This window comes from Nocardia sp. SYP-A9097, from assembly GCF_009649815.1.
Taxonomy (GTDB): Bacteria; Actinomycetota; Actinomycetes; order Mycobacteriales; family Mycobacteriaceae; genus Nocardia.
Genome location: NZ_WJIC01000007.1, coordinates 299,538 through 314,255, shown reverse-complemented (window position 1 = coordinate 314,255; position 14,718 = coordinate 299,538). Strand labels below are relative to the sequence as shown.

General features: G+C 65.7%; 10 protein-coding genes and 1 tRNA gene. 8 read left to right on the top strand and 3 right to left on the bottom strand.

The genetic code is table 11. The features are described 5' to 3' along the window. The first annotated feature begins 115 nt into the window (after nucleotides 1-115). Nucleotides 116-1,360, top strand: a complete 1,245-nt coding sequence (locus GFY24_RS17755) for a glycosyltransferase (protein ID WP_153806131.1) — start codon at nucleotides 116-118, stop codon at nucleotides 1,358-1,360. Nucleotides 1,361-1,484: 124 nt separating this feature from the next. Here GFY24_RS17755 and GFY24_RS17750 read toward each other — a convergent pair whose 3' ends face one another. Next, a complete protein-coding gene (locus GFY24_RS17750) occupies nucleotides 1,485-1,823 on the bottom strand; it encodes a hypothetical protein (RefSeq protein WP_153806130.1) in 339 nt (112 codons plus the stop codon). Nucleotides 1,824-2,240: 417 nt separating this feature from the next. Further along, on the bottom strand, nucleotides 2,241-2,558 hold the full coding sequence (locus GFY24_RS17745; RefSeq protein ID WP_153806129.1) for a hypothetical protein: 318 nt from the start codon (nucleotides 2,556-2,558) through the stop codon (nucleotides 2,241-2,243). Between the two features lie 254 nt (nucleotides 2,559-2,812). On the opposite strand from GFY24_RS17745, the gene GFY24_RS17740 reads away from it, so the two are divergent. Continuing rightward, nucleotides 2,813-3,343 carry a hypothetical protein gene (locus GFY24_RS17740; RefSeq protein WP_194852911.1) on the top strand — a complete coding sequence of 177 codons (531 nt, stop codon included), beginning with the start codon at nucleotides 2,813-2,815 and terminating at the stop codon, nucleotides 3,341-3,343. Nucleotides 3,344-3,446: 103 nt separating this feature from the next. Here GFY24_RS17740 and GFY24_RS17735 read toward each other — a convergent pair. Then, a tRNA-Arg gene (locus tag GFY24_RS17735) sits at nucleotides 3,447-3,520 on the bottom strand. 203 nt (nucleotides 3,521-3,723) lie between these two features. Here GFY24_RS17735 and GFY24_RS17730 point away from each other — a divergent pair. From GFY24_RS17730 to GFY24_RS17705, 6 genes are all read left to right on the top strand, one after another. Continuing rightward, nucleotides 3,724-5,763 carry a cytochrome c oxidase assembly protein gene (locus tag GFY24_RS17730; protein WP_153806127.1) on the top strand — a complete coding sequence of 680 codons (2,040 nt, stop codon included), beginning with the start codon at nucleotides 3,724-3,726 and terminating at the stop codon, nucleotides 5,761-5,763. Continuing rightward, nucleotides 5,760-6,719, top strand: a complete 960-nt coding sequence (locus tag GFY24_RS17725; RefSeq protein WP_309230979.1) for a threonine/serine dehydratase — start codon at nucleotides 5,760-5,762, stop codon at nucleotides 6,717-6,719. Before GFY24_RS17730 ends, GFY24_RS17725 begins: the two co-directional genes overlap by 4 nt. A gap of 150 nt (nucleotides 6,720-6,869) precedes the next feature. After that, nucleotides 6,870-7,316: a single-stranded DNA-binding protein gene (locus GFY24_RS17720; RefSeq protein ID WP_153806126.1), complete on the top strand. Its 447-nt coding sequence runs from the start codon at nucleotides 6,870-6,872 to the stop codon at nucleotides 7,314-7,316. A gap of 10 nt (nucleotides 7,317-7,326) precedes the next feature. Further along, nucleotides 7,327-9,003, top strand: a complete 1,677-nt coding sequence (ettA, locus tag GFY24_RS17715) for an energy-dependent translational throttle protein EttA (protein ID WP_153806125.1) — start codon at nucleotides 7,327-7,329, stop codon at nucleotides 9,001-9,003. A 363-nt stretch (nucleotides 9,004-9,366) separates the two neighbouring features. Then, nucleotides 9,367-14,268 carry an NAD-glutamate dehydrogenase gene (locus GFY24_RS17710; protein ID WP_153806124.1) on the top strand — a complete coding sequence of 1,634 codons (4,902 nt, stop codon included), beginning with the start codon at nucleotides 9,367-9,369 and terminating at the stop codon, nucleotides 14,266-14,268. Beyond that, nucleotides 14,265-14,711: a thioesterase family protein gene (locus tag GFY24_RS17705; RefSeq protein ID WP_255458687.1), complete on the top strand. Its 447-nt coding sequence runs from the start codon at nucleotides 14,265-14,267 to the stop codon at nucleotides 14,709-14,711. Before GFY24_RS17710 ends, GFY24_RS17705 begins: the two co-directional genes overlap by 4 nt. Nucleotides 14,712-14,718 lie beyond the last annotated feature (7 nt).

Below are 14,718 nucleotides of genomic sequence, written 5' to 3'. Positions count from 1 at the left end.
GCGGTCTGTGCGAGGGAAGCCCCCAATTCCTTTGGCGCTCAGCGTAAACCATGCCGACTTCGAGCTTGATCGATAGGATCCGGTGTGGCTCTTGGCCATTGGAACGGGAGAGTTTATGAGCAGGATTGTGATTGTCGCCATCGGCAGCAGGGGAGACGTCGCACCGCTGACCGGCCTCGGCGCCCGCCTCCAGCAGGCCGGACACGAGGTCGTCATCGCCGGGCATGAAAGCTTCGCGGAGCTGATCCAAGGGTGCGGACTCCGATTTCGACTGATGGAGTTGAACTTCGGCTTCGAGGGCGACTACGCGGAGGTCCAGCGCAAGACCGTGGCGGCGTTCAATACGCCCGCGGGCTTCCGGGTTATCGGCCAGGGTCTGCTCGCGGCATTGCGGGACGAGCCCGCCGATCTGCTGCTGCTCACCCCCTACGCCGAGTTCGCGGGTCATCCGTTCGCCGAGGCGAATGGGATACCCAGCATCGGCCTGCGCCTCCAACCCACCTGCGCCACAGCCGAATACCCGCCCGCGGTCGCCGGCGTCTGGTCGCTCGGCCCCTACGGAAATCGGCTGGCCTCCGATATCGGCGCCTGGCTGGTAGACCGCCGCTACGGCGCGGTAGTGCGCGAATTCCGGCACCAACTCGGCCTGCCCAAAACATCGGTCCGCGAACTGCGCCGACGCCGCACCGCCGCGAAATGGCCCATCCTGCACGGCTATTCACCCACCGTCGCACCCCGCCCCATCGACTGGCGCGAGGGCATCGACGTCGCGGGCTTCTGGTGGCCCGCCCGCCCCCTCGACTGGGAGCCCCCCGCCGACCTGCTGAAATTCCTCGCCGCAGGCCCCGCCCCCGTCTTCGTCAGCTTCGGCAGCAATATCAACGACGCTCAACGAACCGCCGAACTGGGCGAAATCATCCGCACCGCCCTACGCCGAGCCGGCGTCCGCGGCATAGTCCAAGCCGGCTGGACCGGCCTCAACGTAGCCGACGACAACATCTTCCCCCTGGGCGACATCCCCTACGACTGGCTCTTCCCCCACCTGGCCGCCGCCGTACACCACTGTGGCGCAGGCACTTCCGCCGCCGCCCTACGCGCCGCAGTCCCCACCATCGCCGTCCCCGAAATCCCCGAACAACAATTCTGGGCCCACCGCCTGAACCTCCTAGGCGCAACCGCCGCCACCACCCGCCAACCCGCCCTAACCCCCGACTGGCTAACCGCCGCCATCCAAACCGCCACCACCGATCCCCAACTCCGAGCCAACCTGACCCGGGTAGCCGCCGAACTAGCTGAGGAAGACGGCGCAGGCATAGTCCTACAGGAAATCGAATCCGTCATCGCCCGCTCAACCGTCTGACAGTTGGTGCAGCTACGGCTGTGGAACGATCCAGCCATCGGCGTCGGCGGCCAGGACCGACTGTTGTGTCAACGAGGTGAGGTTGCCGAACTGGATCAAGCTGGTGACCCTGGGCCCCTTTCAGCTAGGGGACACCGGCGAGGGCAGCCAATGCCACGTCGGTGACTGCTCGCCGGGCCTGATCGGTGGTGCCCGGGTTCGTGTAGTAGTCCACCCAGACCAGGTCCGCGCCACGGCGAAGGATCGCCGAGCCGAATCCGGTACCGCCCGCGCCCTCGTCCTGGTAGGCGACACATGCCTCATCCCCGAGGCCGTGCGCGCCCTGGAACCGCCCGCCGATCGCGGTGTTCTCACAGGATTCGGCGAGGGCGTCGGAGGCAAGATCCGAACCCGAGCTCCAGCCGACCCTGCCGTAGCGCAGCAGCCGAACATGCAGGAAGCCATACGTGTTCGAACCGACCAAAGCGGTCGTTGGGTGTGTGGTAATCGCAGGCCGCGTCCGAACCCGACGAATAGATCGCCTGGCTCAGAGGTACCCCGTGCGGGACCAACCGCTCGAACAGTGCAGTGCCGATCGCCGCGCACAAGTCGGACGGGGCTGCGGCCGGCGGGTCGGCTGCGTCGATGGCGTCAAGCCATAGCTGTCAGACAGCCCAGCTGGCGGCGCGGTGCAGGCGGTGGCATTTCGCACTCCTCTGATACCCCGGGCCGGACTTCAGGATCGGTCACTGGCCGACGTACGAGATCTTCTACTCCCAGACAGCCGATCTCCAAAATGTCGACCCAGGCCAACCACTACGCCATTCTGGTTGCGGCCCAGCCGTACTCGGCCGACATCCCCCGTCGGTTGGAGCACGCGGTCCCGGCCGGTTGTCCAGGATCAGGGGTGCGACGGTCCAACCGTGCTCAGCTCCGAGGCATGGTTGGCGATATTGCTACCGATGGCAAAGGGGACCGGCAGCAGTAGCAAGGTCGCCAGAGCCCAGATGAACAGCCGGGTGCGGGAGATCGCAGCGACGATCACACAGCCCAATCCGATTACCAGGACTGCGAGTATCCCCAGTAGAGAGATAGCGATGCCATGGCCGACCTGGCCCATGCAGGGGCTGTCAGGCGCACACGAATCCCCTGCCATCGCGAACATTCCGGTGAACAGCGCCAAGCCCATCGCGGTCACGAAGTCCAGAACGAGGCACACGCCAGTGATCACCCAGTCCCACACAGGGATTCGCCGACGATTGGTCTGCGAGCTCGGCACCAGGGCGCATGTAGTCATCATGCGCACCAACATCGCCGACTCAAGCTCCCGGCGAATCCGTAGGACTACCCAGCCGTCGTAAATGCTGGGCCACCTAGTGGACGACAAGACCGGCTAGCATCGCGTCCCGATAGGGAACAGCGGGACGGAAGCTCTGCTATTCCATTGCGGGATGGTTTGTTCGGGGAGGAACTGTGCGGACGGCTCTCGGTCGCATTCTTGTCGTGGCGTGTGCGGTAGCGCTCGCGAGCGGTTGTGGTGCGGATGATGCTGATGACGGCCCGACCGGATCGGCGCTCTTCGATCCGTGCACGGACATCAAGAACGGCACCTTCCGCAAAGCGGGCTTCGACCCCGCCACCAAAACCCATCCGGCACCGGACACCTTCCCCCAACGCTGCGCGGTGGACCGAACCGGCGGTGGCGGGCTGGTCCTGGAGCATGTCATGAACATAGGCCCCAACTCGGCCTACGAACGGGCACTCGGTTACGCCCGCTCGGACGTCAACGGCCATCCGACCACGACGACCATCAATGGTCGAGAGGCATTCACCACACCACAGTCACTTGCCGTGCTGGACAAGACGATTCCGATGGGTTGCGACGCCTACCTCCGCACCAAACTGGGAACCTTGCGGATCGGTATGGCCACCGATGCCGCCACCTGTAAAGGTGTGCTCGAGGCAGCCACGGTTCTCGAGCCTTCCCTCGGTCGCGACCGGTAGGGACTGCTACATCGACAGTGATGGCCCCGCACCCGTGTTTGGGTTCGGATGGAGGTGGGCACCGCTGAACCTCGCGACTTCGTCGCAGGTCAGGGTTGGAAAGCGCCCCCGGCAGGAATCGAACCTGCGACCTAGGGATTAGAAGGCCCTTGCTCTATCCAACTGAGCTACGGAGGCAGTGCGGGGCATCTGGGCGATGCGGCCACCAAACACCTTGAACCATATTGATCTCGGTGTCCAGCGAGTTGAGTATAGCGAGCGTCCAGGAGGAGATTGGGGGCTCGCCCAGCAACCGTTCGGCGCGTCGGGCCGGGGGAGCGGACCGGAGGACGGGAAACCCCCGGGGAGTTCGGACCGTAACTTCGAACTACGCTGGGCGTATGTCGTCGCCGCAGGATTCGCCCACCGCTACAGCTGTTCAGGCGAATCGGTCGGGGTCGGGCGGGACGTTCACGGTGGTGGCCGCGCTTGGCGGGGCGGTCACGGCGGTGGTGGCGGCGCTGGTGGTCGGGCTTTCGGCGTCGCAGGCGCTGAGTCTGCTGGGGATTCCGGATCCGGGGCCGCTGACCACGTACGGGCTGCCCGCGGTGCGGGCCGTCGCGGATCTTGCCGCGGCGCTCACCATCGGATCGCTGCTGTTCGCGGCGTTCTTCGTGCCACCGCAGGAGAACGGTCTGCTCGATGTGGGCGGATATCGCGCGCTCAGGCGCGCGGGGAACGCGGCGCTGGTGTGGGCGGGCGCGTCGGCGCTGCTGGTGCCGCTGACACTGTCGGATACCACCGGGCAACCCTTCATGGACTCGCTGCGCCCGGAGTCGGTGTGGAAGGCCGCGGATCAGGTCGATGTGGCCGGGTCCTGGCGATTCACGGTGTTCTTCGTGCTGGCGCTCGCGGTCGGCTGCCGGCTCGCACTGCGCTGGGGCTGGACGCCGGCGCTGCTGTTGCTATCGGTGCTCTCACTGCTGCCGGTGGCGCTGACCGGGCATTCCTCGGCGGGCGGTGCGCATGACATCGCCACCAATAGCCTGATCCTGCATCTGCTTTCGGCCTGCTTCTGGGTGGGCGGATTGTTCGCGGTGCTCGCGTACGCCTTGCGTGATGGCGAGTACACCGCGCTCGCCACCCGCAGGTTCTCGCGGATCGCGACGGTCTCCTATGTGGTGATCGCGATCAGCGGTGTGATCAATGCCTGGATTCGGGTGCCGTGGGCGGATCTGTTCGGTACTACTTATGGCCGGTTGATTCTGGCGAAGACAACCGCGCTGATCGTGCTCGGCATCATCGGCTACCTGCAGCGGCAGCGCGCCATTCCCGCGCTGGAGAAAAACCCCTCCGATCGCGGCGCGCTAATCCGATTCGCCGGTGTCGAAGCGCTGATCTTCGCCGCCACCATCGGCCTGGCGGTCGGCCTCGGCCGCACCCCGCCGCCCGAACTGCGGAAAGTGCCGACCCCGGCCGAGGTCGAGATCGGCTACAACCTGGCCGGTCCGCCGAACCTCGCGCGCCTGGCCTTCGACTGGCGTTTCGACCTGATCTTCGGCACCCTCGCGATCGTGCTCGCGGTGCTGTATCTGCGCGGCGTGGCGCGGCTGCGCAAGCGCGGCGATGCGTGGCCGGTGGGCCGGACCATTTCGTGGCTCTGCGCGTGCGCGGTGTTGCTCATCGCGACCAGTTCCGGTGTCGGCCGGTATGCCCCGGCCATGTTCAGCGTGCATATGGGCCAGCACATGATGCTGTCCATGCTCGCGCCGATCCTGTTCGCGCTGGGTGGCCCGGTGCTGCTGGCATTGCGCGCACTGCCGCCGGCCGGCCGGGACGCCCCGCCCGGACCGCGCGAGTGGATTCTGGCGGCGGTGCACAATCCGGTATCGCGCTTCATGACCCAGCCCGTGGTGGCCGCGGTGTTCTTCGTGTCCGGGTTCTACGTGCTCTACCTGGGCGGCCTGTTCGACACGTTCGTCGGCTCGCACGGCGCGCATCTGCTGATGAACGTGCACTTCCTGTTGAGCGGTTACCTCTTCTACTGGGTGGTCATCGGGATCGATCCCAAGCCGCGGCAGGTGGAGCCGCTGACCAAGCTGGGCATGGTGTTCGGTTCGCTGCCGTTCCACGCGTTCTTCGGTATCGCGCTGATGAGCATGGATACGGTCCTGGGCGGTTGGTTCTACCGCGGCCTGGGCCTGGGCTGGAACAACAACCTGCTCGAGGACCAGCACACCGGCGGTAGCCTCGCCTGGGCGAGCGGTGAAATCCCGCTGGTGGTGGTGATGCTGGCGCTGCTCATCCAATGGTCACGCAGCGACAAGAAACTGGCCACCAGACTGGACCGTGCCGCCGATCGGGATGACGACGCGGAACTCGCTTCGTACAACGCCATGTACGCCGAGCTTGCCCGGCGTGATCGAGAGGTACGCAAGTGAGTGACGTCGCCCAGGCGACCCGGAAACCCAAGCGGCTCTATCGATCCGATGTGCGGCGCGCGCGCCGGCTGCTGCACGGCCAGACCCGTAAGACACCGGTCTTCCACACCGAGATCCTGGGTCCGCGCGGACCCGTGCCGGTGAGTTTGAAGCTCGAGTATCTGCAGCACGGCGGGACGTTCAAGGTGCGCGGATGCTTGAACGCGCTGCTGCAGGCCGATGCGGGAGTCACCCATGTGGTGATCGCGTCCGGCGGCAACGCGGGTATCGCCGCGGCGCTGGCAAGCGCGCTGCGCGGACTCTCCTGCACCGTGGTGGTGCCGGAATCCGCTCCGCACACGAAGGTCGCGGCTATGTGGTCGCACGGGGCTGAAGTGCTGTGGCACGGAACGACTTACGCGGAGGCACACCGATACGCCTGCCACCTCGCCCGTGAGCGCGGCGCGATGCAGCTGCACGCCTACGACCTGCCCGCCATCGTGGCCGGTGCGGGCGTGGTCGGATTGGAGATAGAGGAGCAGGTGCGCGGCCGGCCGCCGGTGCTGGTCGCGGTCGGTGGTGGCGGGCTGGTCGCCGGGGTCGCGGTGGCGCTGGGGCTGCGCGGACGGGTGATCGGCGTGGAACCGCATGGCGCGCCGACCCTGCACCGGGCGATCGCGGCCGGGCGGCCGGTGGATGTCCAGGTGTCGAGCGTGGCCTCGGATGCGCTGGGCGCCAATCGAATCGGTGATATCGCCATGGAGGTGGCGCAGCGGTACGCGGTGCGATCGCTGCTGGTCAGCGATGACGCGATCGTGATGGCGCGGGAGTATCTGTGGCGTGAGTTCCGCATTGTGGTGGAGCCCGCGGGGGCGACGGCGCTGGCCGCGATTCAGAGTGGGGTGTATGTCCCGGGGTCGGGGGAGCGGCCGGTGATCGTATTGTGCGGCGCGAATACCGATCTAGCGACGCTGTAGCCGGGGCCGCGCGCCCGGGTCTCCGCGCGCTGTAGTTATCCACAGCGCCGAGTTATCCACAATCGCGGAAGTGGGTCTGTCGCCGGACTTCTCGCCGGTTCAAGCTGGATTCACCACAGCAGACGAGCCGAATCGGCAAGGGGGACAGCGATGTACGAGGCGAATACCGCGGTGATCGGCAGGGTGGTCACCCATCCCAGTCGCCGGGCACTGCCCAATGGCGAGCAGGTGCTCAGCTTCCGGCTGGCCAGCACCACCCGCCGTTTCGACGCGGCTAGCGGCGAATGGGTCGATGGTGGCACCCTGTATCTGACAGTGAACTGCTGGCGCAAACTCGTGGAGGGTGTCGAGGCGTCCCTGCAGCGCGGTGATCCGATCATCGCCTACGGTCAACTCCGCTCGAACGAGTACACCACCCGAGACGGTATGGAGCGCAACGATCTCGAGATGCGCGCCACAGCCCTCGGCCCCGACCTGGGCCGTTGCACCGCCCCGGTGCTGCGTAAACACTTCGGCCACAACGACCGCCCCGAGCCGTCGCCACAGCCGCCCACCGATGCCGACCGCGCCGGAGAACCGGCAACTCAACACAGTTAGGCTTGCCCATATGGCTGAGTTCATTTACCAGATGATTAAGGTTCGAAAGGCGCATGGCGACAAGGTCGTGCTCGACAATGTGACCTTGAACTTCCTTCCGGGCGCGAAGATCGGTGTTGTCGGCCCGAACGGCGCCGGTAAGTCGAGCGTTCTGAAGATCATGGCGGGACTGGATCAGCCGAACAACGGTGAGGCCTGGCTGGCGCCGGGCGCGACCGTGGGCATCCTCATGCAGGAGCCGGAGCTCAACGAGGCCAAGACCGTTCGCGGCAATGTCGAGGAGGGCCTCGGCGAAGTCAAGGTGAAGCTGGACCGCTACAACGAGGTCGCCGAACTCATGGGCGTCGAGTACACCGATGAGCTCATGGAGGAAATGGGCCAGCTGCAGGAGTACCTCGACCACGCCGATGCGTGGGATGTGGATTCCCAGCTGGAGCAGGCTATGGACGCGCTGCGTTGCCCGCCGCCGGACGAGCCGGTGACCAACCTCTCCGGTGGTGAGCGTCGCCGCGTCGCACTCTGCAAGCTGCTGCTGAGCAAGCCCGACCTGCTGCTGCTCGATGAGCCCACCAACCACCTCGACGCCGAATCGGTGCTGTGGCTGGAGCAGTTCCTGGCCAACTACCCGGGCGCCGTGCTGGCCGTCACCCACGACCGGTACTTCCTCGACAATGTCGCGGAGTGGATCCTCGAGCTCGACCGCGGCCGCACCTTCCCGTACGAGGGCAACTACTCCACCTACCTGGAGAAGAAGGCCGAGCGCCTCGAGGTGCAGGGCAAGAAGGACCAGAAGCTGCAGAAGCGCCTCAAGGACGAGCTGGCCTGGGTCCGCTCCGGGGCCAAGGCGCGGCAGGCCAAGAACAAGGCGCGTCTGGGTCGCTACGAGGAGATGGCCGCCGAGGCCGATAAGCACCGCAAGTTGGACTTCGAGGAGATTCAGATCCCCGCGGGTCCGCGCCTGGGCAGCATCGTGGTGGAGGTTGCGAACCTGGACAAGGGCTTCGGCGACCGTCAGCTCATCAAGGATCTCTCGTTCACGTTGCCGCGCAACGGCATTGTCGGCGTCATCGGTCCGAACGGTGTCGGTAAGTCGACGCTCTTCAAGACCATTGTCGGCCTGGAGAACCCGGACAGCGGCACCGTGCGCGTCGGCGAGACGGTCAAGCTGAGCTATGTCGACCAGAACCGCGCCGGTATCGACCCGAGCAAGAATGTCTGGCAGGTGGTCTCCGAGGGGCTGGACTTCATCCAGGTCGGTAATCAGGAAATGCCTTCCCGCGCATACGTTTCGGCGTTCGGCTTCAAGGGCCCGGATCAGCAGAAGCCAGCCGGTGTGCTCTCCGGTGGTGAGCGCAACCGCCTGAACCTGGCTCTGACCCTCAAGCAGGGCGGCAATCTGATCTTGCTCGATGAGCCCACCAACGACCTCGACGTCGAGACCCTGGGCTCGCTGGAGAACGCGCTGGAGAACTTCCCGGGCTGCGCCGTGGTCATCTCCCACGACCGCTGGTTCCTGGACCGCACCTGCACGCACATCCTGGCCTGGGAAGGCAATGACGACAACGAGGCCGCCTGGTTCTGGTTCGAGGGCAACTTCGAAGCCTACGAGGCCAACAAGATCGAGCGCATGGGTCCGGACGCGGCGCGCCCGCACCGTGTCACCCACCGCAAGCTGACTCGCGACTGAGTCGGCGTATCCGGCAAACGCGCGGGCGATTCGGATCGCTCGCGCGTAACCCGCAAGCCGTTAACTGACGGCTCGCTGTTCACCAGGATGATCATCAATTGGCCCCCTGGTTGCACGGCAATCGCAGAGCGAACTCGACAGTTTCGCGTACGCCCTATTGCGTGAAATGTCTTTTGGTGCAAGGTTTGTCGCGCACGACCTGGTTATTCCGGTACGCTATGGACGAGGCCATACCGCCCGGTTTGCTAGAACCGTGCGACGCGTCGTGGCATTGATAGGAATTCAGCCCGGCGCATGCGCCGCCCAGCTACTCTCGGACCGGCGTCAAAGTGGTTACGGAACCGAATCCCAGGAGCAGGCGAAATGACGGTCTCGTCCGAATTGTCCAGCGCGGCGTGGGCTGCGAGTTTGCCCGCCTCGTTGCGCGGCAACCTCGTATCACTCGAGGAGGCGTACTTCCGTCACGTCGACGCGGGCGACGCCGACTGTGCGATCCCCGCGACCTCGACCCAGATCTTCCGCTGCCAGATCGATCTGGCCATGCAGCGTACTCTCGGCACCGCCAGCCTGCGCGTCTACCATCCCGAGGATGATGCCGAGCTCGGTGCCGCGGTGCAGATGGTCACCGAGGACATGCCGCTGCTGGTCGAATCGGTCACCTCGTATCTGAGCCGCGTGGGCGTCAGCGTCAGCGAGGTCGTGCACCCCATTTTCGAGGTCACCCGCGACGCGTCGGGTCGCCTGGAAACCGCTGTGCCACATGAGGTCGACGGCAATGGCGCCACCGGACTGCGCGAATCCTGGATGCACGTTCAGCTGCATCCCTCCACCAGTCGCGAACAGCTCGACCAGGTGGCGCAAGGCCTGCCCGATGTGCTCACCGATGTGCGTCAGGTCATCGGCGATACCGAGGCCATGCGCGAGGTGCAGAGCCGGGTCGCCGATGAGCTCGACAATGCCGCCAAGGCGGGCGCATCACCCTTTGCCGCAACGGATCTCACCGATTGCGCCAACCTGCTGCGCTGGCTCGCGGACGGCCACCTCACCCCGCTCGGCTACGCCCGCTACGAGCGCAGCACCGTTGCCGGACAGGCGAAGTCGGTTATGGCCGCCGGAACCGGCTTGGGTGTACTGGGTTCGCTGGACGGCACCGATTTCCGTGTCCCGGACAACTCCGGCGATCAGCCGCTGCTCATGCTCACCCAGGGTTTGGTCCCGGCCACCGTGCACCGCGCGGTCTACCCGTACTTCGTCGGCGTCGCCGAGATCGACGAATCCGGCAGTGTCACAGGCGAACACCTGTTCATCGGTGTCTTCACCGTGACCGCCCTGCACGAGAACGTGCTGGACATCCCCGTCATCGAACGCCGCGTGCGCTCGATTATCGAGGCCAGCGGATTCGACCTGGACTCCTTCTCCGGTCAGCAGATGCTCGAGGTCATCCAGTCCTTCCCGCGCACCGAACTCTTCTCCTCCGACGGTGTCGCACTGCGCCGCACCGCCAGCGCCGTGCTGAATATCGGTATGCGCCGGCAGGTTCGGCTGTTCATGCGCATGGATGGCTACGGCCGCTTCGTGGCCTGCATGGTCTACCTGCCACGGGACCGCTACACCACCAGAGTGCGCTTGGAGATGCAGGACATTCTGGTCCGTGAACTCGGCGGCCAGTCCATCGACTATTCGGCGCGCGTCTCCGAAAGCGACATCGCCAGTGTGTATTTCACGGTGCGGCTGCCCGACGTGGGCGCCATTGCCGACACCGCCGAACCCAATCGGCTGCGCATTCAGCACCTGCTCGCCGAGGCCACCCGCACCTGGGAAGACCACCTGCGCGATGAGGTGGCCAACTCCACCGTGCTGGACCCGGCCGTGGTGCAGCGCTATGTCGACGCCCTCCCGGAGAGCTACAAGGAGGATTTCCGCGCCGACCGCGCGGTCGCCGATATCCTTCGGCTGCAACGGCTTTCCGAGGGCGGTATCGCCCAGTACCTGTACCGCAATGCCGACGCCGAGCCCGGCTCCTGGCGATTCGCGCTCTACATCGGCGGTAGCGGTATCTCGCTGAGCCAGGTGCTGCCGGTATTGCAGAGCCTGGGCATCGAGGTCATCGACGAGCGGCCGCATCAACTGGAGTTCGACTCCGGCCCCGAACAGTGGGTCTACGATTTCGGCCTGCTGGCCCGCCCGGAGCTGTTGCGCGCGGCGCTGGACCGGAATATGGAGGCCGAGCTGGTGGAGTCCTCCGCCCGCCCCACGGCCCTCGACGATCAGGTGCGCGGTCTGCGTGAGCGTTTCACCACCGCCTTCGAGGCGCTCTGGTACGGCCGCGCCGAGGCCGACGGCCTCAATGAACTGGTGCTGCGCGCCGGACTCGACTGGCGCACCGTCTCCATCCTGCGCGCCTACGCGAAATATCTGCAGCAGGCCGGGTTCCCGTACAGCCAGGCCAATATCACCCGCGTACTGCTCGCCTATCCCGATGCCGCACGCATGTTCGTCGACCTGTTCGCCGCGCTCTTCGATCCGCGCTCCGCGGACGAGAGTCACGCCCGCGAGCTGGAAGACGCTATGCGGCACCGCATCGACGAGGTGGTGAGCCTGGACGCGGACCGCATCCTGCGCGCCATTCTCGGATTGATCAAAGCCACGCTGCGCACCAACTACTACGTCACCGACGCCGACGGCCACTCGCGCGACTATCTGTCGTTCAAGGTGGAGCCGCGCGAGATCGCCGAATTGCCCAAGCCGCGACCGCAATTCGAGATCTTCGTGTACTCGCCGCGGGTCGAGGGCGTGCACCTGCGGTTCGGTCCGGTGGCGCGCGGCGGGTTGCGCTGGTCCGACCGACTCGAGGATTTCCGCACCGAGGTCCTGGGCCTGGTGAAGGCGCAGGCGGTGAAGAACGCGGTCATCGTCCCGGTCGGCGCCAAGGGCGGTTTCGTAGTGAAGCAGCCCCCGGCCGCCACCACCGATCCGGTCACCGACCGCCAAGCCCTGCAGACCGAAGGGGTGGCCTGCTATCGCACCTTCATCTCCGGTCTGCTCGATATCACCGACAATGTGGATCGCGCTACCGGACAGGTGATTCCGGCCGCGCAGGTGCTGCGCCGCGATACCGATGACACGTATCTGGTGGTCGCGGCGGACAAGGGCACCGCCACCTTCTCCGATATCGCCAATGATGTCGCGAACCAATACGGTTTCTGGCTGGGTGACGCCTTCGCCTCCGGTGGTTCGGTGGGGTACGACCACAAGGCCATGGGTATTACCGCGCGCGGTGCCTGGGAGTCGGTGAAGCGGCACTTCGCCGAGATGGATATCGATACCCAGACAACGGATTTCACCGTCGTCGGCGTCGGCGATATGAGCGGTGACGTATTCGGCAACGGCATGCTGCTGTCCCGGCACATCCGCCTGGTCGCCGCCTTCGACCATCGGCATATCTTCCTGGATCCGACCCCGGATGCGGAGCGCTCCTTCGTCGAGCGTGAGCGCATGTTCGCGCTGCCACGCTCGTCCTGGGCCGATTACGATCGCTCGCTGATCAGCGCCGGTGGTGGCGTCTACGACCGCACGGTCAAGTCCATTCCGGTGAGCGAGCAGGTGCGTGAGGTGCTCGGCCTGGCCGCCGATATCACCGCGCTGTCCCCGCCGGAATTGATTCGCGCCATTCTGAAGTCCCCGGTGGGGCTGCTGTGGAACGGCGGTATCGGCACCTACATCAAGGCGAGCACCGAGACCAATGCGGATGTGGGCGACAAGTCCAACGACACCGTCCGGGTGAGCGCGAATGAACTGCGCGTCAAGGTGATCGGCGAGGGCGGCAATCTCGGCGTGACCGCCCTGGGCCGCATCGAATTCTGCCGTCTCGGCGGCAAGATGAACACCGATGCCCTCGACAATTCCGCGGGCGTGGACTGCTCCGACCACGAGGTCAATATCAAGGTTCTGCTCGACGGTGTGGTCTCGAGCGGTCAGCTGCCCGAAGCCGAACGCAATCCGCTGCTGGCCTCCATGACCGATGAGGTCGCCGCACTCGTATTGCGGGACAACGTCTCCCAGAACTATCTGATGGGCATGTCCCGGGCCGAGGCGCCGGGCATGCTCAATGTGCATCACCGCGTCATCGCCGAACTGGAGGAGCGCCGCGGCCTGGACCGTGAACTGGAGGCGCTGCCCAGCGATGCGGAGATGAAGCTCCGTCAGGAGCAGGGCACGGGTCTGACCTCGCCGGAGCTCGCGAATCTCATGGCGCACGTGAAGCTTTCGCTCAAGACGGATCTGCTGGCCAGCGATCTGCCGGACAGTGCGCACTTCTCGGCGCGGCTACCGCACTACTTCCCGACCCCGCTGCGCGCCCGCTTCGGCGCGGCCATCAAGAAGCACCGGCTACGCCGCGAGATCACCACCACCATGCTGATCAACGAGATGGTGGATCTCGGCGGTATCACCTACGCGCACCGGCTCAATGAGGAGATCGGGGCGACCGCGTCGGATGCGGTGCGCGCCTTCACCGCCGCCACCCAGATTTTCGGGCTGCATTCGGTGTGGGATCGCATTCGCGCGGCCGAGGTATCGACCGGTATAAAGGACGCCCTCGAACTCGAGACCAAGCGCACCCTGGATCGGGCCTCGCGCTGGCTGCTCAACAACCGACCGCAACCCGTCGCGGTCGGCGCGGAGATCCACCGGTACGCCAATGAGGTGAGTCAGCTCGCGCCCAAGGTGCCGGGCTGGCTGCGCGGTCATCACATCGACACGCTGAACGAGCAGTCGCGGGCGATCATCGAGCGGGGTGCGCCGTCCGGTCTGGCGACCGAGGTGTTCGGGCTGCTGAATCTCTTCCCGCTGCTCGATGTGATCGATATCGCCGATATCACCGATCGCAGTGGTGAGGAAGTGGGTGCGCTGTACTACGCGCTCAATGATCACCTCAAGATCGATTGGCTGTTGCAGGCGGTCAGCCACCTGGAACGCGGTGATCGCTGGCATGCGCTCGCACGTCTCGCGCTGCGCGACGATATGTACGGATCACTGCGCTCGCTGACCCTCGATGTGCTCTCCGCCGGTGACCCGGAGGAGACAGCCGAGGAGAAAATTGCATACTGGGAGTCGAAAAATCAGTCCCGCCTGGGTCGCGCCCGTGCCGCCCTGTCGGAGCTGTTCGAGTCCGGAACCCACGACCTGGCCACGCTGTCGGTTGCGGCGCGTCAGGTGCGCAGCATGGTGAGCGGGGTGGGTGCGCAATCGGAGGTACCGCGTTGACGAGTGTCGGTTTGAATGGCAAGACGGAAGTCCGCTTCCATACCAAGGTCGAGGTGCGCTGGTCCGATATGGACGCCTTCCAGCACATCAACCATGCCCGCATGGTGACCCTGCTGGAGGAGGCTCGCATTCCGTGGCTGTTCACCGATGACCGGCCCACCGTGCGGCTGCGCTCGGGCTGTGTACTCGCGGACCTGCGTGTGCAGTACAAGGGCCAGCTGCGGCACGAGGATTCACCACTGGACGTCTCCATGTGGATCGAGCGGTTGCGTGCCGTCGATTTCACCGTCGGCTACGAGGTGCGTGCCGGTGGGGCCGATCCGGACTCCCCGGCCGCGGTGGTCGCCTCCACCCAGCTCGCCGCCTTCGATATCGACACCCAGCGACTACGCCGTCTCGACCCCGCGGAACGGGATTACCTGTCGCTGTGGCTGGCCGACTGAGCCGAGT